The organism is Streptomyces sp. NPDC033177, assembly GCF_055577715.1.
In genome coordinates this window covers 281,048-306,997 of record NZ_JBVIPS010000005.1, presented here as the reverse complement: position 1 = coordinate 306,997, position 25,950 = coordinate 281,048, and the positions used below count along the sequence as shown (strand labels likewise).

22 protein-coding genes are annotated in these 25,950 nt (G+C 70.4%); 18 read left to right on the top strand and 4 right to left on the bottom strand.

Annotation, left to right across the window (positions count from 1 at the left end; all coding sequences use genetic code 11):
- The first annotated feature begins 89 nt into the window (after window positions 1-89).
- On the top strand, window positions 90-1,268 hold the full coding sequence (sucC, locus tag ACZ5U5_RS19455) for an ADP-forming succinate--CoA ligase subunit beta (protein ID WP_469023099.1): 1,179 nt from the start codon (window positions 90-92) through the stop codon (window positions 1,266-1,268).
- Between the two features lie 22 nt (window positions 1,269-1,290).
- Entirely contained in the window at window positions 1,291-2,175 is an 885-nt protein-coding gene (sucD, locus tag ACZ5U5_RS19450; RefSeq protein ID WP_160506736.1) for a succinate--CoA ligase subunit alpha, read from the top strand.
- A 181-nt stretch (window positions 2,176-2,356) separates the two neighbouring features.
- Here sucD and ACZ5U5_RS19445 read toward each other — a convergent pair whose 3' ends face one another.
- On the bottom strand, window positions 2,357-3,586 hold the full coding sequence (locus ACZ5U5_RS19445) for a helix-turn-helix domain-containing protein (RefSeq protein WP_469023096.1): 1,230 nt from the start codon (window positions 3,584-3,586) through the stop codon (window positions 2,357-2,359).
- 150 nt (window positions 3,587-3,736) lie between these two features.
- Here ACZ5U5_RS19445 and ACZ5U5_RS19440 point away from each other — a divergent pair, with 150 nt between their 5' ends.
- Entirely contained in the window at window positions 3,737-5,335 is a 1,599-nt protein-coding gene (locus tag ACZ5U5_RS19440) for a cell division protein PerM (RefSeq protein ID WP_469023093.1), read from the top strand.
- A gap of 482 nt (window positions 5,336-5,817) precedes the next feature.
- Here the strand turns inward: ACZ5U5_RS19440 and ACZ5U5_RS19435 are convergent, their stop codons facing one another.
- Window positions 5,818-6,636: a hypothetical protein gene (locus ACZ5U5_RS19435; protein ID WP_469023091.1), complete on the bottom strand. Its 819-nt coding sequence runs from the start codon at window positions 6,634-6,636 to the stop codon at window positions 5,818-5,820.
- 254 nt (window positions 6,637-6,890) lie between these two features.
- Between ACZ5U5_RS19435 and purN the strand changes: the two genes are divergently transcribed.
- Together purN and purH are read left to right on the top strand one after the other, a co-directional pair.
- A complete protein-coding gene (purN, locus tag ACZ5U5_RS19430) occupies window positions 6,891-7,520 on the top strand; it encodes a phosphoribosylglycinamide formyltransferase (RefSeq protein ID WP_469023088.1) in 630 nt (209 codons plus the stop codon).
- Window positions 7,517-9,085: a bifunctional phosphoribosylaminoimidazolecarboxamide formyltransferase/IMP cyclohydrolase gene (gene purH, locus ACZ5U5_RS19425; RefSeq protein WP_469023086.1), complete on the top strand. Its 1,569-nt coding sequence runs from the start codon at window positions 7,517-7,519 to the stop codon at window positions 9,083-9,085. Before purN ends, purH begins: the two co-directional genes overlap by 4 nt.
- 88 nt (window positions 9,086-9,173) lie before the next feature.
- On the opposite strand, the gene ACZ5U5_RS19420 is transcribed toward purH, so the two are convergent.
- Complete coding sequence (locus ACZ5U5_RS19420; RefSeq protein ID WP_469023083.1) at window positions 9,174-9,890, bottom strand: RDD family protein; 717 nt, start codon at window positions 9,888-9,890, stop codon at window positions 9,174-9,176.
- 265 nt (window positions 9,891-10,155) lie between these two features.
- On the opposite strand from ACZ5U5_RS19420, the gene ACZ5U5_RS19415 reads away from it, so the two are divergent.
- Window positions 10,156-11,022 carry a bifunctional methylenetetrahydrofolate dehydrogenase/methenyltetrahydrofolate cyclohydrolase gene (locus tag ACZ5U5_RS19415; RefSeq protein ID WP_469023080.1) on the top strand — a complete coding sequence of 289 codons (867 nt, stop codon included), beginning with the start codon at window positions 10,156-10,158 and terminating at the stop codon, window positions 11,020-11,022.
- Window positions 11,023-11,041: 19 nt separating this feature from the next.
- A complete protein-coding gene (locus tag ACZ5U5_RS19410) occupies window positions 11,042-11,605 on the top strand; it encodes a DUF3017 domain-containing protein (RefSeq protein ID WP_469023078.1) in 564 nt (187 codons plus the stop codon).
- 82 nt (window positions 11,606-11,687) lie between these two features.
- Here the strand turns inward: ACZ5U5_RS19410 and ACZ5U5_RS19405 are convergent, their stop codons facing one another.
- Window positions 11,688-12,077: a peptidoglycan-binding domain-containing protein gene (locus ACZ5U5_RS19405; protein WP_469023075.1), complete on the bottom strand. Its 390-nt coding sequence runs from the start codon at window positions 12,075-12,077 to the stop codon at window positions 11,688-11,690.
- Between the two features lie 256 nt (window positions 12,078-12,333).
- Here ACZ5U5_RS19405 and ACZ5U5_RS19400 point away from each other — a divergent pair, with 256 nt between their 5' ends.
- The 11 genes from ACZ5U5_RS19400 (at window position 12,334) to ACZ5U5_RS19350 (ending at window position 25,789) form a co-directional block, all read left to right on the top strand.
- On the top strand, window positions 12,334-13,488 hold the full coding sequence (locus ACZ5U5_RS19400; RefSeq protein WP_469023073.1) for a sensor histidine kinase: 1,155 nt from the start codon (window positions 12,334-12,336) through the stop codon (window positions 13,486-13,488).
- Window positions 13,489-14,172, top strand: a complete 684-nt coding sequence (locus ACZ5U5_RS19395; RefSeq protein WP_469023071.1) for a response regulator — start codon at window positions 13,489-13,491, stop codon at window positions 14,170-14,172.
- A gap of 616 nt (window positions 14,173-14,788) precedes the next feature.
- A complete protein-coding gene (locus tag ACZ5U5_RS19390; protein WP_469023069.1) occupies window positions 14,789-15,883 on the top strand; it encodes an XRE family transcriptional regulator in 1,095 nt (364 codons plus the stop codon).
- Between the two features lie 462 nt (window positions 15,884-16,345).
- Complete coding sequence (locus ACZ5U5_RS19385; RefSeq protein WP_469023067.1) at window positions 16,346-17,335, top strand: malate dehydrogenase; 990 nt, start codon at window positions 16,346-16,348, stop codon at window positions 17,333-17,335.
- Window positions 17,336-17,490: 155 nt separating this feature from the next.
- On the top strand, window positions 17,491-17,739 hold the full coding sequence (locus tag ACZ5U5_RS19380; RefSeq protein WP_160506754.1) for a helix-turn-helix transcriptional regulator: 249 nt from the start codon (window positions 17,491-17,493) through the stop codon (window positions 17,737-17,739).
- Entirely contained in the window at window positions 17,736-18,278 is a 543-nt protein-coding gene (locus ACZ5U5_RS19375; RefSeq protein WP_469023064.1) for a hypothetical protein, read from the top strand. Before ACZ5U5_RS19380 ends, ACZ5U5_RS19375 begins: the two co-directional genes overlap by 4 nt.
- 173 nt (window positions 18,279-18,451) lie before the next feature.
- The gene (locus ACZ5U5_RS19370) at window positions 18,452-19,972 is read left to right on the top strand and encodes an aldehyde dehydrogenase family protein (protein WP_469023749.1); all 1,521 of its coding nucleotides are present in this window, start codon (window positions 18,452-18,454) and stop codon (window positions 19,970-19,972) included.
- 138 nt (window positions 19,973-20,110) lie between these two features.
- Complete coding sequence (locus ACZ5U5_RS19365) at window positions 20,111-21,658, top strand: GMC family oxidoreductase (RefSeq protein ID WP_469023061.1); 1,548 nt, start codon at window positions 20,111-20,113, stop codon at window positions 21,656-21,658.
- Window positions 21,655-22,764 (top strand): quaternary amine ABC transporter ATP-binding protein, encoded by a 1,110-nt coding sequence (locus tag ACZ5U5_RS19360; protein ID WP_469023059.1) that lies wholly within the window; start codon window positions 21,655-21,657, stop codon window positions 22,762-22,764. Before ACZ5U5_RS19365 ends, ACZ5U5_RS19360 begins: the two co-directional genes overlap by 4 nt.
- Window positions 22,761-24,779: an ABC transporter permease gene (locus ACZ5U5_RS19355; RefSeq protein ID WP_469023058.1), complete on the top strand. Its 2,019-nt coding sequence runs from the start codon at window positions 22,761-22,763 to the stop codon at window positions 24,777-24,779. The genes ACZ5U5_RS19360 and ACZ5U5_RS19355 overlap by 4 nt, the downstream gene beginning before the upstream one ends.
- A 47-nt stretch (window positions 24,780-24,826) precedes the next feature.
- On the top strand, window positions 24,827-25,789 hold the full coding sequence (locus tag ACZ5U5_RS19350; RefSeq protein WP_469023055.1) for a glycine betaine ABC transporter substrate-binding protein: 963 nt from the start codon (window positions 24,827-24,829) through the stop codon (window positions 25,787-25,789).
- The last annotated feature ends 161 nt before the right edge of the window (window positions 25,790-25,950 follow it).

Sequence of the window (25,950 nt, the reverse complement as noted above, 5' to 3'; positions counted from 1 at the left end):
TCACGTTGCCCTCCGCGGCACGCCCACGCAGACAGCTGACCACAAAGCAGCGAGATCGCAGCGAGATCACGGAAAAGGGACGGACGCGCGTGGACCTGTTCGAGTACCAGGCGAGGGACCTCTTCGCCAAGCACGGTGTACCGGTGCTGGCCGGTGAAGTCATCGACACGCCTGAGGCGGCGCGCGAGGCCACCGAGAAGCTGGGCGGCAAGTCGGTCGTCAAGGCCCAGGTGAAGGTCGGTGGCCGCGGCAAGGCCGGCGGCGTGAAGCTGGCCGACACCCCGGACGAGGCCGTCGCTCGCGCGACGGACATCCTCGGGATGGACATCAAGGGCCACACGGTCCACAAGGTGATGATCGCCGAGCTGTCCCCGGAGATCGAGGCGGAGTACTACGTCTCGTACCTCCTCGACCGCACCAACCGCACCTTCCTCGCCATGGCGTCGGTGCAGGGCGGCATGGACATCGAGGAGGTCGCGGAGAAGACCCCCGAGGCCCTCGCGAAGGTCCCGGTCAACGCCGTCGAAGGCGTGAACATCGAGAAGGCCCGCGAGATCGTGGCCCAGGCGAAGTTCCCGGCCGAGGTGGCCGAGGGTGTCGCCGAGGCGATGGTGACCCTGTGGGACACCTTCGTCGCCGAGGACGCGCTCCTCGTCGAGGTCAACCCCCTCGTCAAGACCAAGGACGGCCGCATCCTGGCCCTGGACGGCAAGGTCTCGCTCGACGAGAACGCCGACTTCCGCCAGGCCGACCACGCGGCGCTCGAGGACAAGGACGCAGCCAACCCGCTCGAGGCTGCTGCCAAGGCCAAGAACCTCAACTACGTCAAGCTCGAGGGCGAGGTCGGCATCATCGGTAACGGTGCCGGTCTGGTCATGTCGACGCTGGACGTCGTCGCGTACGCCGGTGAGAACCACGGCGGCGTGAAGCCGGCCAACTTCCTCGACATCGGTGGCGGCGCCTCCGCCGAGGTCATGGCGAACGGCTTGGAGATCATCCTGGGCGACTCGGACGTCAAGTCCGTCTTCGTCAACGTCTTCGGTGGCATCACCGCGTGCGACGAGGTCGCCAACGGCATCGTGCAGGCTCTTGAGCTGCTCGCCTCGAAGGGCGAGAAGGTCGAGAAGCCGCTGGTCGTGCGCCTCGACGGCAACAACGCGGAGCTGGGTCGCAAGATCCTGAGCGACGCCAACCACCCGCTCGTGCAGCGCGTGGACACCATGGATGGCGCGGCCGACAAGGCCGCCGAGCTCGCGGCTGCGAAGTAAGGGAAGAGGTTAAGACACCACCATGGCTATCTTCCTCAACAAGGACAGCAAGGTCATCGTCCAGGGCATGACCGGTGCCACGGGCATGAAGCACACCAAGCTCATGCTGGGTGACGGCACCAACATCGTCGGCGGCGTGAACCCGCGCAAGGCGGGCACGAAGGTCGACTTCGACGGCACCGAGGTACCGGTCTTCGGCTCGGTCAAGGAGGCCATGGAGGCCACGGGCGCCAACGTGTCCGTCCTCTTCGTGCCGCCGGCCTTCTCCAAGGCCGCCGTCGTCGAGGCGATCGACGCCGAGATCCCCCTCGCGGTCGTCATCACCGAGGGCATCGCCGTCCACGACTCCGCCGCCTTCTGGGCGTACGCGAAGTCGAAGGGCAACAAGACCCGCATCATCGGCCCGAACTGCCCCGGTCTCATCACCCCGGGTCAGTCGAACGCCGGCATCATCCCGGGCGACATCACGAAGCCGGGCCGCATCGGTCTGGTCTCGAAGTCCGGCACGCTGACGTACCAGATGATGTACGAGCTCCGTGACATCGGTTTCTCCTCGGCCGTCGGCATCGGTGGCGACCCCGTCATCGGCACGACGCACATCGACGCTCTCGAGGCGTTCGAGGCTGACCCCGACACCGACCTGATCGTCATGATCGGCGAGATCGGCGGTGACGCCGAGGAGCGTGCGGCGGACTACATCAAGGCCAACGTGACGAAGCCGGTCGTCGGCTACGTCGCCGGCTTCACCGCGCCCGAGGGCAAGACCATGGGCCACGCCGGTGCCATCGTCTCCGGGTCCTCCGGTACGGCTGCCGCCAAGAAGGAAGCGCTTGAGGCTGCCGGTGTGAAGGTGGGCAAGACGCCTACCGAGACGGCGAAGCTTGCGCGGGCCATTCTGGCCGGCTGAGGCTTGGGCTGAGCTTTTGAAGGTGGGCCCGCATCTCTCTTGCGTGAGATGCGGGCCCACCTTCTTTTGCCTGCGGGCCGGCCGTGGCTGGCGTCGCGCAGTTCCCCGCGCCCCTAAATGCCTGCGCAGTTCCCCGCGCCCCTGAAAGATTGCGCCGTTCCCCGCGCCCCTTGTGGGGCCTTCATCTCGCCTGTGGTGTGAGTCTTTCCGGGCCGCTCGACAAGTCTTCGCGGAGTTTCTTGTGGAGGAGTTGGTCTGCGTACGTCAGGTGGCCGGGGCCCATGTGTGGGGGGACGCCGCTGATGGCCTTGCCGGGGGACTGGGGTGGTTCGTAGTGCGTGGGGGCCGATCTCAGGGTGAGGGCCGTCGCGCCGACGATCAGGGCGGTGAAGGCGATTGCCGCGCGGGTCCAGAAGCGGGCGCGGTGCTCGCTGCCGGTGCGTACCCGGGCCGCGTTCGGCGGCCGTAGTTTCTCCGCGCCGCACAGTTCGCCGAGGCGCTGGTGCAGGGCTTCGGGTGTCGATGCCTGGTCGGGGAGCTTCTCGGCGATCGCCTCGCGCGCGTTCAGCAGCCGGTTGGCCGTCGCGGGCGTGCTCGCCTCCGTCTCGGCCGCGGTCTCGGGCAGGTCGAGGCCGATGCCGTCGTACAGCAGGAGGGCGCGGCGCTGCGCGGGCGGCAGGCTCATCAGAACCTTGAGGAAGGCACGGTCGGCCGCCTCGGCGGGCGGGGCGTCGGGGTGCCGGTGGGTGGGGCGGAGGCGGTGCCAGGGGGACATCGCGTACTCGTACGCCGCCGCGCGCACCCAGCCCGCCGGGTCGCGGTCCACGGCGACCTCGGGCCAGCGCTGCCAGGCGAGCTGGAAGGCGCGTTCCACCGATTCCTGGGCGAGGGTGCGGCGGCCGGTGAGGAGGTAGGTCTGGCGTACGAGGCCGGGGGCGCAGGTCACGCAGAGCGTGTCGAAGGCTTCGGCGGGGGTGATGGCTCCCGCGGGGGGCCTGGACGGCTCAGGCTCAGGCTCGGCCCCGGGTGGGGCGGCGGCCGGTGTCCGCACCACCGGTTCGGGCCGGGTGTGACCGTTCATCGCCGCGCCGACCGGGATGCGCGCGGGGGACTTGCCGTCCTTGGCGTCGATGGCGGGGGGTGCGTCCCGGGCCCAGCTGGGGCGCCGTGCGGAACGCTCGCCCGCGCGCTCGCTCGCGACGGTCTGCTCGTTCGCGAGCTCGGCGAGCAGCTTCGCGTAGATGTCACGCTTGCGGCCGCGTGGCTTCGAGCGGCCGGCCTCCCAGGAGCGGACCGTCTCCCTGGTGACGCCCACCCGGGCGGCGATCTCGGCCTGGCTCAGGGACTTCGCCTCGCGCAGACGTCGGCGTTCCTTGGGGGACGGCAACGGTGTGGCAGGGCTCTGGGTCATGTCGGACTCTCCGCGCCGTGGGCCGTGGGCGTTCGTGCGGCGGGCAGCCGGGCGCGACCGGTCCGTCGTACGAAAAAGTACATAAACGTATCTTGTGCGACACATCCGGTATTCGCCTGTTACAGGGAGAAAGCGCGTGTCGTTGGGAGCATGGCCGGTGTGACTCACCTCACCGACCGCAGCTCACCGTTGCCGCCCCTCAAGTCACTCGTCGAACGGTTCAGGGACCGCTCACCCGGACTGGCGACGTGCCTGTTCGGCGGCGCTGTCGCGGCCGGGCTCGGCCTGGGCGTCTGCGCCGTCCTGGTGATGGTCCTCTGGATCAGCTCGCCCTATCCCGACAGCGGGCCCGACGGAGCGCTGCATGTCGCTGCCGCGGTGTGGCTGATCGCCCACGGCACGGAGCTGATCCGCACGGACACGGTCTCCGGTGCCCCGGCGCCGGTCGGCATCACGCCTCTGCTCCTGATGGTGCTGCCGGGCTGGCTCGCGCACCGCGCCGCGCGGGACGCGGCGGACCCGGAGGAGCGCGGCATGGCGCCGCGGACCGCGTGGTGCGGGGTCGTCGGCGGCTACCTGCTGGTCGGCACCGCCGCGACGCTGTACGCGGCCGGGGGCGAACTGCGGCCGTCGTGGCCGAGCGCGGTGCTGCATCTGCCGATGGTCGTGACCTGTGCGGCGGCGGTGGGGGTGTGGACCGCGGTCGGGCGGCCCCGGGAACCGCTGCCGGGTGTGGTGCGGGGCGGTCTGCGCGCGCTGCCCGCGGTGGTACGTCCCTTCCTCGTACGCCGGCACGTACGCGCCGTCACGCGGGCCGCGTCGGCCGGGACGGTGGTGCTCGTCGGTGGGGGAGCGCTCCTTGTGGCGGTGTCGCTCGTGCTGCACGGCGGCCTGGCGAGGGCGTCGTTCGCGCAGGTCACGGACGTGTGGTCGGGCCGTTTCGCAGTGCTCCTGCTGGCCATGGCGTTGGTGCCGAACGCGGCCGTGTGGGGCGCGGCGTACGGCCTCGGCCCCGGCTTCGCGCTCGGCACGGGGAGTGTGGCGGCGCCGCTCGCCGTGAGTTCGGCCCCGATGCTGCCGGAGTTCCCGCTGCTCGCGGCGGTGCCTGCGCAGGGGCCCGGTACGCCGTTGACGTGGGCGGTGGGCGCGGTGCCGCTGGCCGGGGGGCTCGTCCTGGCGTGGTTCACGGCGGGGGCGGCGGCGCCTGTCTCCGGTGAGCGCGGCAAGGCGTGGACCCCGGGCCGGACGGCGCTGGTCGCCCTGGCGGCGGCGGCGCTGTGCGGGGTGTTCATGGCGGGCCTCGCGGCGTTGGCGGGTGGCCCGATGGGGGTGGCCGTCCTCGCCGAGTTCGGGCCGGTGTGGTGGCAGACGGGGGCGGCGACGCTGGGGTGGGTGGCGGTGGTGGGCGTTCCGTTCGCCTTGGCGGCGCGGTCCTGGCGCCTGCGGACGCGCCGGGCCACGCCTCGCCTGCCGTGGCTCCGTCTGCCGAAGCCGCGGGTCCCTCAACTGCGGCTGCGGGCTCCCCGTCTACGCCTGCCTCGCCTTCCCCGCCGCCGCCAGGGACCGCAGCCTCCGGCGCCTTCGCCCGCACCGGATCCGTTCGAGCCGTACGACTTCCTGCCGCAGTCGCCTTCGGGTACGTCCGCGGCTACGCCTGGTCCGGTGGCGGACTGGCATGACGACGCGTCACGCGAGGCGCGGTGGGCGGCCCTGCGGGACGCGGGTGGCGAGCGGCCGCCGGGGGCTTAAGGGGCCGGCGGCCCACTACCCCTGCGGGGCGGCCGGCGTCGCCTCGCTGCGGCGCCCACCACCCAACCCGCCGCTACGCGGCAAAAGCTTCCCCACCCACCCACCCGTTACCCCGCGGGTACTCGGGTGGGCGGGGGAGATTCGCCGCGGGGCAATCGGGTGGGCGGGTGGGAGAGCTTTTACCGCCGGGGACGCGTAGGTGCGCGGTTGAGATTCGCCGCAGGGGCCGGGCGGTGTGCGCGGTCGAGATTCGCTGCACGGCGACCAGCGGGGGTGGGCGGGTGCGATTCGCCGCGGGGTAATCGGGTGGGTGGGCGGGAAAGATTCGCCGCGCAGCGGCGCTCAGGCACGCGGCGCTCACGGCACGCGCCGCGCAGCGGCGTTCAGGCACGCGGCGCGAAGCCGGGGGCGGTCGGGCGGAGGCCCCCGGCGGCGCGCGGCGCGATGCCGGGGGCGGTGGGGCCGAGGCCCCCCGGCCAGGATCAGTCCCGCTCCCCCAGCAACGGGCGCAACTGCTTCGGCAGGAGGTCGTTGCACTCCTGCTTCGACTGGCTCGTGAGGGAGTCGTTCACGCACGTGTAGTAGTCCCGGTACACCAGCTGCGCCGCGAACGTCGCCGCCACCATCGCCAGCGCGAGCGACGCCGTCACCAGGCCGCTGACCGCCGCCGTGGTCTGCGGCTTCGTGCCGGTGGGCTCGGCCGCCGGCTGCTGCGCGGCCGGAGCCGTCGGATCCGGCTGCTTCGGCTTCGACCGCAGCGAGCTGATGCCCCAGTGCAGCGCGAGCGCGCCCAGGAGCAGAGCCACGTACCGCCAGCCGAAGAGCGCGAAGAAGAAGGCCCACATGCCGGAGAGCAGGGCGTACCGAGCGCGGCGCTGGGCCGGGTCGGTCGGGTCCCAGCGCATGCCGGAACCGGGCCCGGAGCTTCCGTCGGAACCCTGGCCCCCCTCCTTGCCGGGGCGCTCGCCGAAGCCGCCGCCCTGGGAGCGGCCGGGCTGGCGGTCGCTCCACTGGCTGCCCCAGGGGGAACGGCCCTTGTCGTCAGGGCTGTCGCCGCCGTTGCCGGGGCGGGGCCGCCACGGCTGGTCCGGGGTTCCCTCCGGCGGCGGCGCGAAGGGATTGTCGTCCTTCGAGGACCCGGAGCTGTCCGAGGAATCAGAGCCCTCGGAGCCCCCGGAGCCCTGGGAGTCCTGCGGCGGGGACGACGGGCGGCCGTCGCGCAGCAGCGTCGAGCCGCGCTCCCCTGCGTGCGTCAGTGCGGACGCGAGGGACAGCGGAAGGCGGAGGCTACGGTCCGGCATCAGGTGTGCGTCTTCCCCTTGGTCGAGTAAGCCCGGTCGGGCAAGCCCGGCGAGCAAGCTTCTGGGCGGTGTGACGTCATGTGACGTCTTGGTGCAGACGCTACCTTCCGGCCGCGCCCCCGTCCCGTGAGGGGCCGCACCGTGTGCCGGTATCGTTGCTGACGGTCGGCCGCTTCGTAGAGTTCCCCGTATCGGAAGATGCGAAGCCTTTGTACGACCCTACAAAGACGCACCTCCCGAGAAAGGGCCCCGCTGTGGCCAAGAGCCCTGTGGCCAAGCGCCTGGTCGTGCTGGTCTCCGGATCAGGCACGAATCTGCAGGCTCTGCTCGACAAGATCGCGACGGACGGGTCGGCCGGCTACGGCGCCGAGATCGTCGCCGTCGGCGCCGACCGCGACGGCATCGTGGGGCTCGAACGTGCCGAGAGCGCCGGGATTCCCACCTTCGTCTGCCGGGTGAAGGACCACGCGACCCGCGGCGAGTGGGACGCGGCGCTCGCCGAGGCGACCGCCTCGTACGCACCCGATCTGGTCGTGTCGGCCGGGTTCATGAAGATCGTGGGGAAGGAATTCCTCGCTCGGTTCGGCGGCCGGTTCGTCAATACGCACCCCGCCCTGCTGCCCAGCTTCCCGGGGGCCCACGGCGTGCGCGACGCGCTCGCGTACGGCGCGAAGGTCACGGGATGCACCGTCCACTTCGTCGACGACGGCGTCGACACCGGCCCGATCATCGCCCAGGGCGTGGTCCCGGTCGGGGATGAGGACGACGAGAGCGCTCTGCACGAGCGCATCAAGGAAGTCGAGCGAAGGCTGCTCGTCGATGTCGTGGGGCGTCTGGCCCGTAACGGCTACCGCATTGAGGGACGAAAGGTACTTATCCCGTGACCGCCGAAGGTACGCACGGCTCGCAGCGCCCGATCAAGCGCGCGCTCATCAGCGTCTATGACAAGACCGGGCTCGAGGAGCTCGCGCGCGGGCTGCACGAGGCCGGCGTCGAGCTCGTCTCGACCGGTTCGACCGCCGCGAAGATCGCCGCCACCGGGGTGCCCGTCACCAAGGTCGAGGAGCTCACCGGCTTCCCCGAGTGCCTGGACGGCCGGGTCAAGACGCTGCACCCCCGCGTGCACGCCGGCATCCTCGCCGACCTGCGCCTCGACGACCACCAGCGCCAGCTCGCCGACCTCGGCATCGAGCCGTTCCAGCTGGTCGTCGTGAACCTCTACCCCTTCAAGGCGACCGTCGCGTCCGGCGCCACGCCCGACGAGTGCGTGGAGCAGATCGACATCGGCGGCCCCTCGATGGTCCGGGCCGCAGCCAAGAACCACCCCTCGGTGTCGGTCATCACGAGCCCCGCCCGGTACACCGACGTGCTCGCCGCCGTCCGTGACGGAGGCTTCGACCTGACCGCGCGCAAGCGCCTCGCCGCTGAAGCGTTCCGCCACACCGCCGAGTACGACCTCGCGGTCGCGACCTGGTTCGCCGACGACTACGCGAGCGACGGCACGGACTTCCCCGAGTTCCTCGGCAGCGCGTACGCCCGCAAGAACGTCCTGCGGTACGGCGAGAACCCGCACCAGGGTGCCGCCCTCTACGTCGACGGCAACGGCGGCCTCGCCGAGGCCGAGCAGCTGCACGGCAAGGAGATGTCGTACAACAACTACACGGACACGGACGCCGCGCGCCGTGCCGCGTACGACCACGACGACCCCTGCGTCGCGATCATCAAGCACGCCAACCCGTGCGGCATCGCGATCGGCGCGAACGTCGCCGAGGCGCACCGCAAGGCGCACGCCTGCGACCCGCTCTCCGCGTTCGGCGGTGTGATCGCCGTCAACCGTCCGGTCTCCAAGGAGATGGCGGAGCAGGTCGCCGACATCTTCACCGAGGTCATCGTCGCGCCCGAGTTCGAGGACGGCGCACTCGAAGTCCTCACCAAGAAGAAGAACATCCGCGTCCTGCGCGCCCACCAGGCCCCGGCCAACACGGTGGAGGTCAAGCAGATCGACGGCGGCGCGCTCCTCCAGGTCACCGACCGCCTCCAGGCCGACGGCGACAACCCCGCCAACTGGACGCTCGCCACGGGCGACGCCCTGAACGCGGGCGAGCTCGCCGAACTGGCCTTCGCCTGGAAGGCGTCGCGCGCGGTGAAGTCCAACGCGATCCTGCTCGCCAAGGACGGCGCCTCGGTAGGCGTCGGCATGGGTCAGGTCAACCGCGTCGACTCCGCGAAGCTCGCCGTCGAGCGGGCGGGCGAGGAGCGCGCGCACGGTGCGTACGCCGCCTCGGACGCGTTCTTCCCGTTCCCCGACGGCCTGGAGATCCTGACCGCCGCGGGCGTCAAGGCCGTGGTGCAGCCCGGCGGTTCGGTCCGCGACGAGCTGGTCGTCGAGGCCGCGAAGAAGGCGGGCGTGACGATGTACTTCACGGGTACGCGGCACTTCTTCCACTGAGGTCCGACCAACAGGACATGCCAAAGGCCGCGCCCCCTCGTAAGGGGGATGCGCGGCCTTGGCGTGTTCAACCGGTCCCGCAGACGGGCTAGTTGTTGGAGCGCTGGACCACCATGGTCTTCGCCGCCTTGTCGTGCCAGCCCTGCTGACGCCCCGTCTTGTCCCAGAACGGGGACAGGTAGACGAGCAGCGAGCCGATGCCGCAGGCGAGTGAGCCCACCACCGGGATGATGTAGCGGACGAACGCGGCGCCGATGCCCGGCTTCTGGCCGGTCTCGGCGTCGATGACGCGGATGCCTACGGCCAGCTTGCCGAGGGTGCCACCGACCATGGCGGTCATCAGCCACTCGTAGAGCAGACCCACGACCGCGAGGGCGCCGATCATGGCGCCGACCGAGGACATCATGTCGGAACTCGCGTCGTTGATGCAGCTGTCGTAGTTCACCGAGCCCGGGTCACAGTCCTGCGCGGCGCCCACAGCTCCGGCGATGCCCGCCACGGCAAGGATGGTGTAGATGATGCCGAAGGCCACGCCGTCGATCACGCGGGCGCCGAAGCGGCGGCCCATGGAAGCGACGAAGGGGCCCGCGCCGCCCGGGTGACCGTAACCGCCGCCGGGGGCCTGCGGGTACGCGCCGTACGGCTGGGCAGGCTGCTGCGGGTAGCCGTAGCCCTGCTGCGGCGGGACACCCTGCGGGGCCTGCTGCGGGTAGCCGTAGCCGGGCTGGCCCTGGGGCTGGCCGTAGCCGGGCTGACCCTGCGGCGGCTGCTGGCCGTACGGGTTGTTGGGATCGCCAAAGCTCATGGCGGAATTCCTCCGTTGTTCAATGCGGGGACGACGCGGTTCGAGCGGAGGAATACGTGCTGCTGAGCGGATTGCCCCCCGACACTGCCCGCGGCATTGCCCGGGACATGGTTCTCAATGGGGCACCCTTCTGTCCAGTCGGTGGCCGCAGGCGTTGTGCAAGTGCAACAGAGCTGGTCAGGTCTCGGGACACGGCTGGGACACAGTCGGCCCGCGCGGGCGACCTGATTGGTACCGGGCGGGTCTCATCCGGGAAGATGGAGTCATGACCGCCCAGATTCTCGATGGCAAGGCCACCGCAGCCGCGATCAAGTCCGAACTGACCGCCCGCGTGGCGGCCCTGAAGGAGAGGGGTTTCACGCCCGGCCTCGGGACTGTCCTGGTCGGTGACGACCCGGGCAGCCAGAAGTACGTCGCCGGGAAGCACCGCGACTGTGCGCAGGTCGGCATCGCCTCCATCCAGCGCGAACTGCCCGCGACCGCGACGCAGGAGGAGATCGAGGCCGTCGTCCGCGAGCTCAACGACGACCCGGCCTGCACCGGCTACATCGTGCAGCTCCCGTTGCCCAAGGGCATCGACGAGAACCGCGTCCTGGAGCTGATGGACCCGGACAAGGACGCCGACGGCCTGCACCCGATGAACCTCGGCCGCCTCGTCCTGAACGAGCCCGCGCCGCTGCCCTGCACGCCCTACGGCATCATCCAGCTCCTTCGTCAGTACGGCGTGGAGATCAACGGCGCCGAGGTCGTCGTCGTCGGCCGCGGTGTCACGATCGGCCGCTCCATGCCGCTCCTGCTCACCCGCCGTTCGGAGAACGCCACGGTGACGCAGTGCCACACCGGTACGCGCGATCTGGCCTTCCACCTCCAGAAGGCCGACATCATCGTGGCCGCGGCGGGCGTGCCGCACCTGATCAAGCCCGAGGACGTGAAGCCGGGCGCCGCGATCCTGGACGTCGGCGTCTCGCGCGACGAGTCCGGCAAGATCGTCGGCGACGTGCATCCGGGTGTCCGCGAGGTCGCCGGGTGGATCTCGCCGAACCCCGGCGGTGTCGGCCCGATGACGCGCGCCCAGCTGCTCGTCAACGTCGTCGAGGCGGCCGAGCGCGCCGCGTCCGCCGCCGCGAGCTGAACCGGGAAGGGGTGAGCCCATGAGCGCCGAACCTGAGCAAGGGGCGTCACCGGCCGATGTCACGAAGTCCGACGCCACGGAGTCCGACGCCACGAAGGCCGACGTCAAGGAGTCCGACGTCCGCGAGGCCGAGGCCGTGGAGGACACCGAGGCCAAGGGTGCCGTCAGCGCTCCCGGTCCCGACGGGCCGCAGAAGACCACGCGGCGCTTTCCGCTCCTGACCCGCGACACCGCGCGGCCCGAGGGCGGCGGCCGGGCCGCGGGCGGCGACGCCCCCGCGCCCGCCCGGCAGTGGCCGCTGCTCACCGTGCTCTCGATGGTGGGGCTCGGGTTGCTGCTCACGGCCTTCGACGTGTTCCGCATCGGCACGATCCTGATCGGCCTCGCGCTGATCACGGGCGCCGTCATGCGGTGGGCGCTGCCCGGCGTCGGCATGCTGGCGGTGCGGTCGCGCTTCACGGACATGGTCACGTACGGGGCGCTCGGCGTCGTCATCGTGCTGCTCGCGCTGATGGCACAGCCGAAGCCGTGGCTGGAGCTTCCGTTCCTGGGCGACGCGCTGCATCGGACGATCGACACCTAGAGGTGCGCGGCACGCGCACGTGACGGTGGCCCGTCCTCTCCCCCGGGGAGGACGGGCCACCGTCGTCATGAGGCCGCTCCGTTTACCAGAAGACCCCGTTGCGCAGCTTCTTCCAGGTGTTCTTGCCGACCTGCCCGTCGTCGGAGATGCGCGCCTTCTGCTGTACCTTCACCACCGCGTTGTAGGTCTTGTCGCCGAACTTGCCGTCCACGCCGAGGACCGTCGGGTACGAGGTGTTGACGTTGATCAGGCACTGGACTTCCTTGATGCGCTTCTTCGCGGCGCTGCTCGTCTGGCCTGCCTTGGTCAGCGCATTGCCGTTGTAGTAGCCGCAGTAGACACCGGCGCGGGTGTCGGCGCGGACGCTCTGCTCGGCGGGGGAGGCGGTGGCGCCGCCGGCCGAGCCGAGTGCGAGACCGCTGCCCAGGACGGCCGAGAAGGCCGCGAGTGCGATGCGCTTGCGTGCGTTCATGAGGTCGGTTCCTTTCCCGGAGAGCGGGCCGGGTCCCCCCGTTGGGTCCCCCGACGACCCGCGATCCGTGTGGCGCCGGTGGTCGGCCGGTGCCGTGCTGCTGGAGCAAGAAGTTACGGAGACGGGGCGCGGGAGTCGTCCCGTGCAGGGTTGAGCTTCGGGCACGTCCGGCGCGGTACCTCCGCGGTTCCTGCAACTTCCGCGGTACCGCCGTAGTTTGACGTTGCGGTGCCCGCACCCGGGCTACGCTGCGGCGATGCGGATCCGCCCCCTCGTCGCCGATACGTCGATCGCGGTCGCCCTGACCACGGTCGCCGTGCTCCTCGGGCAGGAGTCGGCGCGACAGGGGTGGCCCGAACTCGACGCGTGGGGTTACCTGTTGGTGGCCTTGGTCAACGTCCCGATCGCAGCTCGGAGCAAGGCCCCGCTCACCGTCCTCCTCGCCGTGCACCTGGCATGGATCGCGTACGTCACCGCCGGCTACTGGCCCGTGGTGAACACCTTCGGCCCCATGCTCGCCGTCTACACGGTCGCCGCCCTGAAGCCTCCGCGCACCTCACTGCCCTGCGCGGCCCTGATGAGCGCCGTCTGGATCTACTCGGGCGTGGTGAGCGAAGGCGCGGCCATGGCCTCCGTGGTCGGGCAGGCCATCGGCTTCCCCCTGGTGATCTGGCGGTTCGGACACGTCGCGCGCCGGTCCGCCGAACTGGCCCGGCAGCTGAAGCGCGAGCAGGACGAGCGGGCGCGGCGCGAGGTCGCCGAGGAACGCGGGCGCATGGCGCGGGAGTTGCATGACGTCGTCGCCCATCACATGTCGGTGATATCCGTGCAGGCGGGCCTCGCGAAGTTCGTCTTCGCCTCGGACCCGGCCACCGCCCACGCCGCGCTCTCCACCATCTCCGGCACCAGCGGCGAGGCGCTGGAGGAACTGCGCCGCATGCTGCGGGTGCTGCGCGCGGGGGAGGAGGACGGCGGCGCGCCCGACGCCCCGATGCCGGGGCTCGCGCGGCTCGGCGAGATGGTCGAGCGGATCCGCGCCGGGGGAGTCGACGTGGAACTGCGCGTCGAGGGGACCCCGCGGCAGCTCGCCCCCGGGGTCGAACTCTGCGCGTATCGCGTGGTCCAGGAGGCCCTGACCAACGTACTGAAGCACGCGCACGGGGCCGGCACGGTGGTCCAACTGCACTACCAGCCGCACCACGTGACGGTTTCGGTCACCGATGACGGGGAGGGGGTGATTCCGGACAGAGTGGGCGCGGGGAGCGGCCATGGGTTGATTGGGATGCGGGAGCGGGCCAAGCTCTACGGCGGGACGATCAGCATCGGCCCGCGGAGCGAGGGAGGGTTCGCCGTGCGTCTGACCCTGCCGACCTCCGCGCAGGCCGCACCGCAGGGGGACGGCGCGACGTAGATGACCAGGGTGCTCGTGGTCGACGACCAGTTCCTCATCCGGGCCGGTCTTGTGGGGCTGCTGCGTGCCGCGCCCGGCATCCATGTCGTCGGCGAGGCGGGGGACGGCGCGGAAGCCGTCGCGCTCGCCGCGACGACCCGGCCCGACGTGATCCTGATGGACATCCGCATGCCCGGCATGAGCGGCATCGTGGCCACCGAGAAGATCCTCGCCGAGGCGCCCGAACCGCCGCCGCGCGTCCTGGTGCTGACCACGTTCGACCTCGACGAGTACGTGTACGGGGCGCTGCGGGCCGGGGCGTCGGGCTTCCTGCTCAAGGACTCCGGGCCCGAACGCCTGCTCGCCGCGGTGGCGGCCGTGGGCGGCGGCGACGCGCTCTTCGCGCCCAGTGTCACCTGCCGGCTCGTCGAGGCCTTCGCCCGGCAGGCCGGGGCCGGGTCCGAGGACTGCGCCGAGCCGCCGCCGGACCTGCGGGCGCTGACCCTGCGCGAGGTCGAGGTCCTGAAGCTGATCGCCACGGGTCTGTCCAACGCGGACATCGCCGACCGCCTCTACATCAGCGAGGCCACCGTCAAGACCCACCTCAACCGCACGATGACCAAACTCGACCTGGACAGCAGGGCGCAGGCGGTGGTGGTGGCGTACGAGACGGGCCTCGTCACGCCGGGCGGCGGCGGTCGCTGAAGGACGTCCGACACCTTCTGACACCTCCCGTCCGCCGCTGCGAACGGGAGACGGCGCCCGTCCTCACCCCCGTGAGAGGACGGGCGCCGCCGGTCTGTGGGGGGCCGTTCCTACGGGGACCAGCGTCATGCCCCCGCCAATTCCGTTCAAGGGATGCCTTGCCCCTGTGGCACGGAGGTGACCATTCCGCAACGCTGTTCTCAGCCCGCAACAGAGTGCGAGGGTCGGGGTCACGGCCTTCCTCGTCCTCATGGTGCTGTCCGAGGGGCTGATGCACTTCCTCATGCGTTAGGGCCGTCGTACGCGTGAGGGGCATCTCGCAAAAGGGACAAGCGGTGTTATCGGGATGGTTGGGACGTCCCAGGCCGCTACCAGGGGTTCCGCATCGTGGAGGGGGACAGCGGTGGGACACTGGACGCCGGACCGCACGGAGTGCGACGGTGCACGCCCGTGGCCCGAATGCTCCCGTGCGCTCCCGGTCCGGGAACTGACATCCTGACTTTTGGCATCCCTCTGGGTAGCCCATGGCGGGAGCAGTGGGGGCTGCCTCATGGGCAGAGCGGGGGGAATCACGCGCGGGGGCACGTTGGCACGTACGGGGGGATGAGGGGGAGTAATGCCTCGTTGGAAGGCACTACCGGATGAGCTGGATCCGCAGGTCAGGGAGTTCGCCAGTCAGCTGCGCAGACTCGTCGACCGCAGTGGTCTCAGCATTGCCGCGGTGTCGGACCGCACCGGGTACAGCAAGACGTCGTGGGAGCGGTATCTGAACGGGCGGCTGCTCGCCCCGAAGGGTGCGATCGTCGCGCTTGCCGAGGTGACGGGCACCAACCCGGTGCACCTCATCACGATGTGGGAGCTCGCCGAGCGCGCCTGGAGCCGCTCCGAGATGCGGCACGACATGACCATGCAGGCGATCCGGATCTCCCAGGCGCGGGCCGCGCTCGGCGAGTTGGGCCCTAACCCGCCCAACGGCAAGAGCAAGGGCAAGGGGAACGGCGGCGCGGTGCGCGGCGGTGCCGCCGGTGCCGGAGTCGGCACCGGTGTCGACTCCGCCGACCGCCCCGCCCGTCCGGGCGGGAGTGTCACCGGGGTCGCCGGCCCCGCGGGTGTCTCGCCGACGGTGCCTCCGCAGGCCCCGTCGTACGCGGGCGGGGGTGGCGTCGCGGCGCCGCCCGGCCCGGCTCAGCCGGCCCGTGGTGGTGACTCGCCCGACCGGCAGCGGCGGCGCAGGAAGCTGACGATGTTCCTGGCGGGCGTCGTGGGGGCGCTCGTCGTCATAGCCGCCGCCGTCTTCCTGACCGACTTCGGCAAGGACGACAAGAGCAACGAAGGCGCCAAGCCGCCGGCCTCGCCGAGCACGAGCGACAAGGACCTGCCCGCGGGCGTCGAGTGCAGCGGCAAGAGCTGCACCGGCAAGGACCCCGAGACCATGGGCTGCGGCGGCGAGCTTGCCGCCACGACGACACGCGCGACCGTGGGCAAGGCTGTGGTCGAGGTCCGCTACAGCAAGACGTGCGGTGCGGCATGGGCGCGCATCACGACGGCCGCTCCGGGCGACAAGGTCACGATCACCGGCGACGGCGCGAAGCAGAACGGCACCGTGAACGCGGACTTCGACGCGTACACACCGATGGTGGCCGTCAAGGACGGTGCGTCGGCGGAGGCGTGCGCGACCCTCAAGGCCGGCCAGACGGGCTGCACGAAGTAGCGGCGACGTAGGGACACGAAGCAGCGGACACGCGAACCGGCCGCACCTGAAGCAGGTGCGGCCGGTGTCGTGCTCGGGAGTGGCCACCGGGAGGAGTTGGCGGCCGCCAACACAGGGGGGGGAGCGTGGCGGCCGCCTGGGGGTGTGACCACTCCCGTGGGGGTACTCGTGCGTGTGCCCTGACCTACGCACAACATGCCTGTCGATTCACGAGAAATTTTTCAGGGGCCTCTGAGCCGCTGTTTCCCGGCGGAAATCACCCTTCAGCGGCAAGGCTGGATCTTTGTGGGGTGGGCCACACCCTCCCGGGGCTCGGGGTTCGGCGGGGCGCGATAGCCTGAGCGGCGGATCTCTCTTGATGCCAAGAGATCGATCATCGAGGGCGTCGGTGGGGATCCAGCACAAGGGGACCCCGCACAAGGGGCAGGGACCTTCACCGCCAGCTTTCTTACGGAGATCGCCATGACCCGCACTCCCGTGAACGTCACCGTCACCGGCGCGGCCGGCCAGATCGGCTACGCGCTGCTCTTCCGCATCGCCTCCGGCCACCTGCTCGGCGCGGACGTGCCGGTCAACCTTCGCCTCCTGGAGATCACTCCGGCCCTGAAGGCCGCCGAGGGCACCGCCATGGAGCTCGACGACTGCGCCTTCCCGCTGCTGAACTCGATCGAGATCAGCGACGACCCGAACGTCGCCTTCGACGGCGCCAACGTCGCCCTCCTCGTCGGCGCCCGCCCGCGCACCAAGGGCATGGAGCGCGGCGACCTGCTCTCCGCCAACGGCGGCATCTTCAAGCCGCAGGGCAAGGCGATCAACGACAACGCCGCGGACGACATCAAGGTCCTCGTCGTGGGCAACCCGGCCAACACCAACGCGCTCATCGCGCAGGCCGCCGCCCCGGACGTACCGGCCGAGCGCTTCACCGCGATGACCCGTCTGGACCACAACCGCGCGCTGTCGCAGCTGTCGAAGAAGACCGGCGCCCCGGTCTCCGACATCAAGCGCCTCACCATCTGGGGCAACCACTCGGCCACCCAGTACCCCGACATCTTCCACGCGGAGATCGCCGGCAAGAACGCCGCGGACGTCGTGAGCGACCAGGCCTGGCTCGCCGACGACTTCATCCCGACCGTCGCCAAGCGCGGCGCCGCGATCATCGAGGCCCGTGGCGCGTCCTCGGCCGCCTCCGCCGCCAACGCCGCCATCGACCACGTCCACACGTGGGTGAACGGCACGGCCGCCGGTGACTGGACCTCCATGGGTATCCCGTCGGACGGTTCGTACGGCGTTCCGGAGGGCCTGATCTCCTCCTTCCCCGTCACCACCAACGACGGCAAGTACGAGATCGTCCAGGGCCTGGAGATCAACGACTTCTCGCGCACGCGCATCGACGCGTCCGTCAAGGAGCTCACCGAGGAGCGCGAGGCGGTTCGCGGCCTCGGCCTCATCTAGCACGCCCTCCCGTACGGCCCGGTCCGTACGGCAGTTCGTCCACCTCGCCCCCGGCGGCCGCTCGATCGGCTGCCGGGGGCGAGGTGCGTCCGGGGTCAGACGCAAACAGCGGCCGTCCGTTGCCAACCTGCTCCTCGATGTAGTACTTCTTATACATGAGCGAGCAAGTGCACAACAGGTTGGCGATGGTGCGCGCGGAGCGGAAGGTGTCGCGCCAGAGCCTGGCCGAGGCGGTGGGGGTTCACTACCAGACCATCGGCTACATCGAGCGCGGGCAGTACAACCCGAGCCTCGACCTGGCACTGAAGATCGCGGTGTTCTTCGGGCTGCCGGTGGAGGCGCTGTTCTCCCTCGAGCCGTTCCGCCCGCTCACGGACGAGGTCTACGGGAGGAGTCAGGGATGACGGGCCAGCAGGCGACCAAGGGGACGCAGCGGATGACCGGGTACGACCGGCGGATGTTCGCGCTGATGAACCGGCGCGAGGGAGCGCCGATGTACGCCACCGCCACGCGAAGGCGGCTCGCGGTCGGCGCCCACATCGCGCTGACGGCGGCGAGCGTCGCGGCCTGGCTGCTCACGGTCGTGGGCGACCAGCGCTGGGCGATGTGGACGATGCTCGGGCTCCTGCTGCCGTGGTGCGTCGCCACCGGTGTCATCAACAGCGCCACGCGCGGCCTTCTCGAACTGCGCGAACGCGCCCTCGACGAGCGGCAGCGCGCGGAGCGGGTCCGCGTCGCGGCACGGGCCCGTCAGATCATGCTCTGGCTGCTCCTCGCGGTGGCGGCCGGCGCGGGGTTCGCCGCGCACCGCGGCTGGGACACCGAGGGGCTGCTCTTCCCCGCGCTCTTCACCACGTTCGTCGTGCACTGGCTGATGCCCCTGTGGGTGGCGGGGCTCGCCGTGCAGGACGAGCCCGTGGACCTCGACGACATCGACGCGTAGCGGTCCATAGCACTACCCCTGTTCCCAAATGCCCCTGCACGCGGACGTATTGCCCCAGGTGCCTGCACGCGCAGTGACACAGCGCACTTTCGGTTATCTAATGCGCATGGTTTCTCCGCCTCGGGGCATGTGCCCCCGGCTACCGCGAGTGACAGGCGGGGCGTATGACAGGAATGGAAGGCAAACGGGACGTGTCCGCACAACAGACCATCCATGTGGGCGGAGAGTGGCGTAACGCCCTCTCCGGCGCCACACGCGAGATCCTCGACCCTGCGGATGCCAAGCCGTTCGCACTGATCGCCGAGGGCGGCACCGAGGACACCGACGCGGCCATCGCCGCCGCCCGCGAGGCCTTCGACCACGGACCGTGGCCGGCCACACCCGTCGCCGAACGGGCCGCGCTGCTGCGCCGCGTGGCAGACCTCCTCGTACGCGACCGCGAGAAGATCGGGCTTCTGGAGAGCCGCGACGCGGGCAAGACCGTCGAGGAGGGCCGCGTCGACGTCGACTGCGTCGCCGACGCCTTCCGCTACTTCGCCGATCTGGTGATCGGCGAGGGCGCGGGCCGCGTGGTCGACGCCGGGTCCGACGACATCCACAGCGTCGTCGTGCACGAGCCCGTCGGCGTCTGCACGATGATCACGCCCTGGAACTACCCGCTCCTCCAGGCCAGCTGGAAGATCGCCCCCGCGCTCGCCGCGGGCAACACCTTCGTCATCAAGCCGAGTGAGGTCACTCCGCTGACGACGGTCGCGCTGATCGAGCTGCTCGTCGAGGCGGGCCTCCCGGCCGGCGTCGCGAACATCGTGACGGGCCCCGGCCACACCGTCGGCGCGCGCCTCTCCGACCACCCCGACGTCGACCTGGTCTCCTTCACCGGCGGCCTCGTCTCCGGCACCAAGGTCGCCCAGGCCGCGGCCCTCGGCGTCAAGAAGGTCGCCCTCGAACTCGGCGGCAAGAACCCGAACGTCGTCTTCGCCGACGCCTGCGCCACCGAAGAAGGCTTCGACACCGCAGTCGACCAGGCGCTCAACGCCGCCTTCATCCACAGCGGGCAGGTCTGCTCCGCCGGTGGCCGCCTCATCATCGAGGAGTCGGTGCGCGAGCGCTTCGTCGCCGAACTCGCCCGCCGCGCGAGCCGCATCAAGCTCGGCCGCGGCACCGAGGACGGCGTCGAGTGCGGCCCGCTCGTCTCGCAGCAGCAGCGCGAGAAGACCGAGTCGTACGTCGCGTCCGCACTGGAGGAGGGCGCGGTCCTGCGCACCGGCGGCAAGCGCCCCGAGCCCAGCGAAGTGCGCCCCGCGACCGGCTACTTCTACGAGCCGACCGTCCTGGACCAGTGCCACCGCGAGATGCGCGTCGTGCGCGAGGAGGTCTTCGGCCCGGTCCTGACCGTCGAGACCTTCCGCACCGAGGACGAGGCGGTCGCGCTCGCCAACGACACCGAGTACGGTCTCGCGGGCGCCGTCTGGACCAACGACGCGGGCCTCGGCCGCCGCATGGCCCGGCGCCTGCGGCACGGCACGGTCTGGATCAACGACTTCCACCCCTACCTTCCGCAGGCGGAGTGGGGCGGCTTCGGCAAGAGCGGCGTGGGGCGCGAGCTCGGACCCGCCGGACTCGCCGAGTACCGCGAGTCCAAGCACATCTACCAGAACCTCGCCCCGCGGCCGGTCCGCTGGTTCGCGGGCTGAGGCCCGACTCGTCAAGGCGTGCGCGGGGGCGGCAGTCCCGCCCCCGCGCACGTATCTGTATCCGTGACCCCGAGCGCCCCCCGCTCTATACGCGCAAGCACCTTGGCACCACACCTCGCAGGAAGAGGAGTAGCACGCATGGCTGAGACCACTGAGTACGACTACGTCATCGTCGGTGGCGGTACCGCCGGGTCGGTGATCGCGTCCCGGCTCACCGAGGACCCGGGCGTCACCGTCGCCGTCATCGAGGGCGGCCCCAGCGACATCGACCGCGAGGACGTCCTCACGCTGCGCCGCTGGCTCGGCCTGCTCGGCGGCGACCTCGACTACGGCTACACCACCACCGAGCAGCCGCGCGGCAACTCGCACATCCTGCACAGCCGCGCCAAGGTCCTCGGCGGCTGCTCGTCGCACAACACCCTGATCTCCTTCAAGCCGCTGCCGTCCGACTGGGACGAGTGGGAAGAGGCGGGCGCCACCGGCTGGAACGCCAAGGCGATGGACCCCTTCTTCGGCAAGCTGCGCAACAACATCGTGCGCGTCGCCAAGAAGGACCAGAACCAGATCGCCACCGACTGGGTCGAGGCGACCAAGAGCGCGCTCGGCGTCCCCGAGGTCGTCGGCTTCAACGACAAGCCCTTCGACGAGGGCGTCGGCTTCTTCGACCTCTCGTACCACCCGGAGAACAACAAGCGTTCCTCCGCCTCCGTCGCCTACCTCCACCCCCACATGGAGGCCGGCGACCGCCCGAACCTCCACCTGTTCCTGGAGACGTGGGCCACCAAGCTGGAGCTTGCGGGCAAGACCGCGCGCGGCGTCCACATCCGTACCAAGGACGGCGCCGAGCAGCTGCTCACCGCCCGCCGTGAGGTGCTCGTCTGCGCCGGCGCCGTCGACACGCCGCGCCTGCTCCTGCACTCCGGCATCGGCCCGGCGAAGGACCTCGAAGCCCTCGGCATTCCCGTCACGCACGACCTGCCGGGCGTCGGCGAGAACCTCCTCGACCACCCCGAGTCGGTCATCGTCTGGGAGACGAACGGGCCGATCCCCGGCAACTCCGCGATGGACTCCGACGCGGGTCTGTTCGTGAAGCGGGACCCGGACCACAAGGGCCCCGACCTGATGTTCCACTTCTACCAAATCCCGTTCACGGACAACCCGGAGCGCCTGGGCTACGAACGCCCGGAGCACGGCGTCTCGATGACGCCGAACATCCCCAAGTCCCGTGCGCGCGGCCGCGTCTACCTGACGTCGGCCGACCCCGAGGTGAAGCCCGCCCTCGACTTCAAGTACTTCGAGTACGACGAGGACGGCGTCGACTACGACGGCCAGACCCTCGTCGACGGCATCAAGCTGGCCCGCAAGGTCGCGCAGGCCGAGCCCTTCGCCAAGTGGCTCAAGCGCGAGGTCTTCCCGGGCCCGGACGTCACCGACGACGCCGAGATCAGCGAACTCGTGCGCAAGGCGGCGCACACCGTCTATCACCCTGCGGGAACCTGCCGAATGGGCGCTTCCGCTGATGAACTTGCTGTGGTCGACCCGGAGCTGCGGATCCGGGGCCTCGAGGGAATCCGAATCGCGGACGCATCCGTCTTCCCGACGATGCCTGCCGTGAACCCGATGATCGGAGTGCTCATGGTCGGGGAAAAGTGCGCGGAACTGCTGACCGGGAGTGATGTCCGATGACCACCACCACTGACAAGACGCCGGGCCCCGAGACGCCCGCCTCCGACGAGGCCGCGCCGGTGTTCGCCGTCCGGGACCTGTGGAAGGTCTTCGGGTCCAAGGCCAAGAGCATCCCGGGCAACGAGGAGTACGCGGATCTCTCCGCCACCGAGCTGCGTGAGCGCACCGGCTGCACCGCGGCCGTGCGGGACGTCAGCTTCGACGTCAGGCGCGGCGAGGTCTTCGTCGTCATGGGCCTGTCCGGCTCGGGCAAGTCGACCCTGGTGCGGACCCTGACCCGGCTCATCGAGCCGACCAGCGGATCCATATCCATGGACGGGCAGGACGTGCTCGGCATGGACAAGAACCAGCTGCGTGAACTGCGCCGCCACAAGGCCGCGATGGTCTTCCAGAACTTCGGCCTCCTTCCGCACCGCACGGTCCTCGACAACGTCGCGTACGGCCTGGAGATCCAGGGTGTCGGCAAGGCCGAGCGCCGCGCCAAGGCCCTGGAGGTCGTCGCCAAGGTCGGCCTCGAAGGCATGGAGGAGCGCCGCCCCACCCAGCTCTCCGGCGGCCAGCAGCAGCGCGTCGGCCTGGCCCGCGCCCTCGCCGTCGACCCCGAAGTCCTGCTCTTCGACGAGCCGTTCAGCGCGCTCGACCCGCTGATCCGGCGGGACATGCAGGAAGAGGTCATCCGCCTGCACCGCGAAGAGGGCCGCACGATGGTCTTCATCACCCACGACCTGAGCGAGGCGCTGCGCCTGGGCGACCGCATCATGCTGATGCGGGACGGCGCCATCGTGCAGCTCGGCACCCCCGAGGAGATCGTCGCCAACCCGGCCAACGACTACGTCCGCGACTTCGTCCAGGACGTGTCACGCGAGCAGGTCATCACCGTGCGCCGCGCCATGCGCCCCGCCGAGGGCGACGAGGCCGAGTCCGGTGCCGCGATCGGCCCGGACACCCTGGTCGTCGACGCGATCGAGGCCGTGGCCCGCAGCGGCGCGTACTGCCGTGTCGTGGACAACGGACGCACCCTCGGCATCGTCGACCACGAGCAGCTCCTCGCGGTGGTCGCGGGCCTCGACAGCGATCCCCGGGACAAGGCGGTGGCAGCCGTATGAGCGCGGCCACGACTTCCGTCATCGAGAAGAAGGAGGGCGTGTCCCCGCCGGGCCCGCCCGCCGAAGGACCCGGCCCGCTGGCCGGCTTCCTGCGCAACCCCAAGGCGATCCTGCTGCTCTGCGCCCTGCTGGTCGCGGTCGTCTCGGCGGCCGTCACCGCCAACGGCACCTGGCCCTCCGACCTGACGTTCGACGTGCGTTCGCCGCTCGACGACGTCAACACCTGGATGGCGCAGAACCGCGACACCCACCCGATCTTCCTGTACTTCCTGCTGCACATCAGCAACACCTCGGAATCCGCGGTGGACGGCGTGCTCAGCGGTCTTGAGGGCCTCGGCTTCATCGGGGTGACCGTCGCCGCGGTGCTCATCTCCTGGTACGCGGGCGGGGCGAATCTGCGCCGCCGCGCGCTGACCCTCGCGGGCATCGCCTTCGGCACGTTCGCCGTGATCGGCGTGCTCGACGTGTGGGAAGAGGCGATGGAGACCCTCGCCCTGATGGTCGTCTGTGTGGCCGTCGCGGGTCTCGTCGGTGTGCTGCTCGGCCTCGCGGCCGGGCTCTCGGACCGTGCCGAGCGCATCCTGCGGCCGGTCTTCGACACCATGCAGGTGCTTCCGGCCTTCTCGTACCTGCTGCCCTTCGTCTTGATGTTCGACGTCGGCACCCCGGCCGTCTTCATGGCGACCGTCATCTACGCCGCCCCGCCGATGGCCAGGCTCACCTCGCTCGGCCTGCGCGGCGCCGACGCGGCAGCCCTTGAGGCCTCCCAGTCGCTGGGCGCCAGCGCCTGGCAGCGGCTGTGGACGGCCCGCCTTCCGCTGGCCCGCAAGCCGATGCTGCTCGGCCTCAACCAGACGATCATGATGTGTCTGTCGATGGTCGTGCTCGCGACGGTGGTCGGCGCCGGTGGTCTGGGCGACCCGATCTTCACCGCGATCTCCACCCTCGACGTGGGCCTCGCGGTACCGGCCGGCATCGCGATCGTGCTGATCGCCGTCTGGCTCGACCGCACGACCGCCGGGTTCGGCGAACGCGTCGACGACGCGGCACCCGCGCGCAGCGCCGTCGCGACGCGCGTCCTGTGGGCCGTCATGGCCGCCGTGGTGGCGGGCGCCGCCGTGCTCGGCCAGGCGCTCGGCCGTACGGAGTGGCCGGAGAACTGGGTGGTCTCCATCTCGCAGCCGATCAACGAGGCCGTCGGCTGGATCGAGCGCGAGCTCGGCTCCGGCATCCCGGTCATCGGCGGCACGCTCACCTGGGCGAACGCCTTCATCGACTACGGCATCAACCCGCTGTTCGACGCCCTGCTCGCCACCCCCTGGTGGGCGGTGCTTCTGGTGGCCGGTGTCCTCGCCTACCTCGCGGGCCGCTGGCGCGCGGCGGTCACCGTCGTGCTCGCGCTCGCCGCGATCGGCGCGATGGGGCTGTGGAGCCGCTCGATGGACACCCTCTCGCAGGTGATCGCCGCCCTGGTCGTCACGCTGATCCTGGGCTTCGCCATCGGTGTGCTCGCGGCCCGGGTGTCGTGGGTGGAGCGTGGCATCCGGCCGGTGCTCGACACCATGCAGACCCTGCCGGCGTTCATCTATCTCATCCCGATGATCGCGCTGTTCGGCTCCAACCCCGCGGCCGCCGCGGTGGCCTCGGTCATCTACGCGCTGCCCGCCGTCATCCGCATCACGGCCCAGGGCATCCGCCAGATCGATCCCTCCGCCCTGGAGGCGGCCCGCTCGCTCGGCGCCTCCACCGGCCAGCAGCTCTGGCAGGTGCAGCTGCCGCTGGCCAGGCCCGCGCTGCTCGTCGCCCTCAACCAGGGTGTCGTCCTCGTCCTGTCCATGGTCGTCATCGGCGGCATGATCGGCGGCGGCGCGCTCGGCGTGGACGTGGTGAGGGGCCTCACCAAGGGTGACCTCGGCCTCGGCATGACGGCCGGTATCGCGATCGTCTGCCTCGGTGTGCTCCTCGACCGCATCTCCCAGCCCGGCGCCGACGTCAAGGAACGCGCACTGCGCTGACGTACGCTTCCGGACCCCGCTCTCCTGCTACGTAAGGGAACAATCTCGTGAACTACAGCAAGCGGATACGCACTTCGATCATCGCCGGTCTCGGCGCCGCGTCCATGGTGGCGCTCAGCGCCTGCGGCGCCGCCGACACGAAGTCCTCCGGCGGTGCCGACGAGGTCACCATCACGGTCCCCTCGTGGGTCGGCGCGCGCGCCAACGCCGAGGTCGCCAAGAAGCTCCTCGAGGACGAGGTCGGCGTCAAGAAGGTCGAACTCCAGCAGCTCGACGAGCCGATCGCCTGGGACGCCCTGAACAACGGCAAGGCCGACGCGATCCTGGAGGACTGGGACGGCCAGCCCAAGAAGCAGAAGCTCTACATCGACCAGAAGAAGACGGTCGTCAAGGGCGGCGACCTGGGCGTCACCGGGCACATCGGCTGGTACGTGCCGAAGTACTACGCGGACAAGCACCCGGAGATCCTGGACTACAAGAACCTCAACAAGTTCGCCAAGGACTTCAAGAGCAACCGCAGCGGCGACAAGGGCGAGTTCATCGGCGCGGCGCCCTCGTACACCACGTACGACGAGTTCCTGATCAAGAACCACAAGCTGAACTTCAAGATCAAGGACACCGGCAACGAGGCCGCGCAGATCAAGGAGATCCAGCGCAAGTACGCCGCCAAGGAGCCCTTCATCAGCTACTGGTGGGAGCCCCTGTGGGCGAACGCCGACATGGAGATGGTCGAGGTGAAGCTCCCGGCCTTCAAGGAGGGCTGCAACGAGCCCGAGACCAAGACCGAGTGCGGCTACGCCAACACCCCGCTGCAGAAGTACTTCAACGCCGACTTCGCCAAGGACGGCGGCGACGCCGCTGAGTTCCTGAAGAACTTCAAGTGGACGACCGAGGAGCAGAACGAGGTCGCCATGTCGATCGCCAAGGACAAGATGTCCGGCGAGGCCGCGGCCGAGAAGTGGATCAAGGACAACAAGGCGACGTGGGAGAAGTGGCTCCCGAAGAAGTGACGTCGTCGCTGACGGCAGCCAACGGCTGATCGCAGCGGTATGACGATGACGGTGCCGGGGTGTCCTTCGCGAAGGACACCCCGGCACCGCCACGTCTGCTTTCCGCTCTCCCCCCCCCACTCCCTTCTTTCGGGTTTCCCCTATCTCCCCCCACGCTTCTT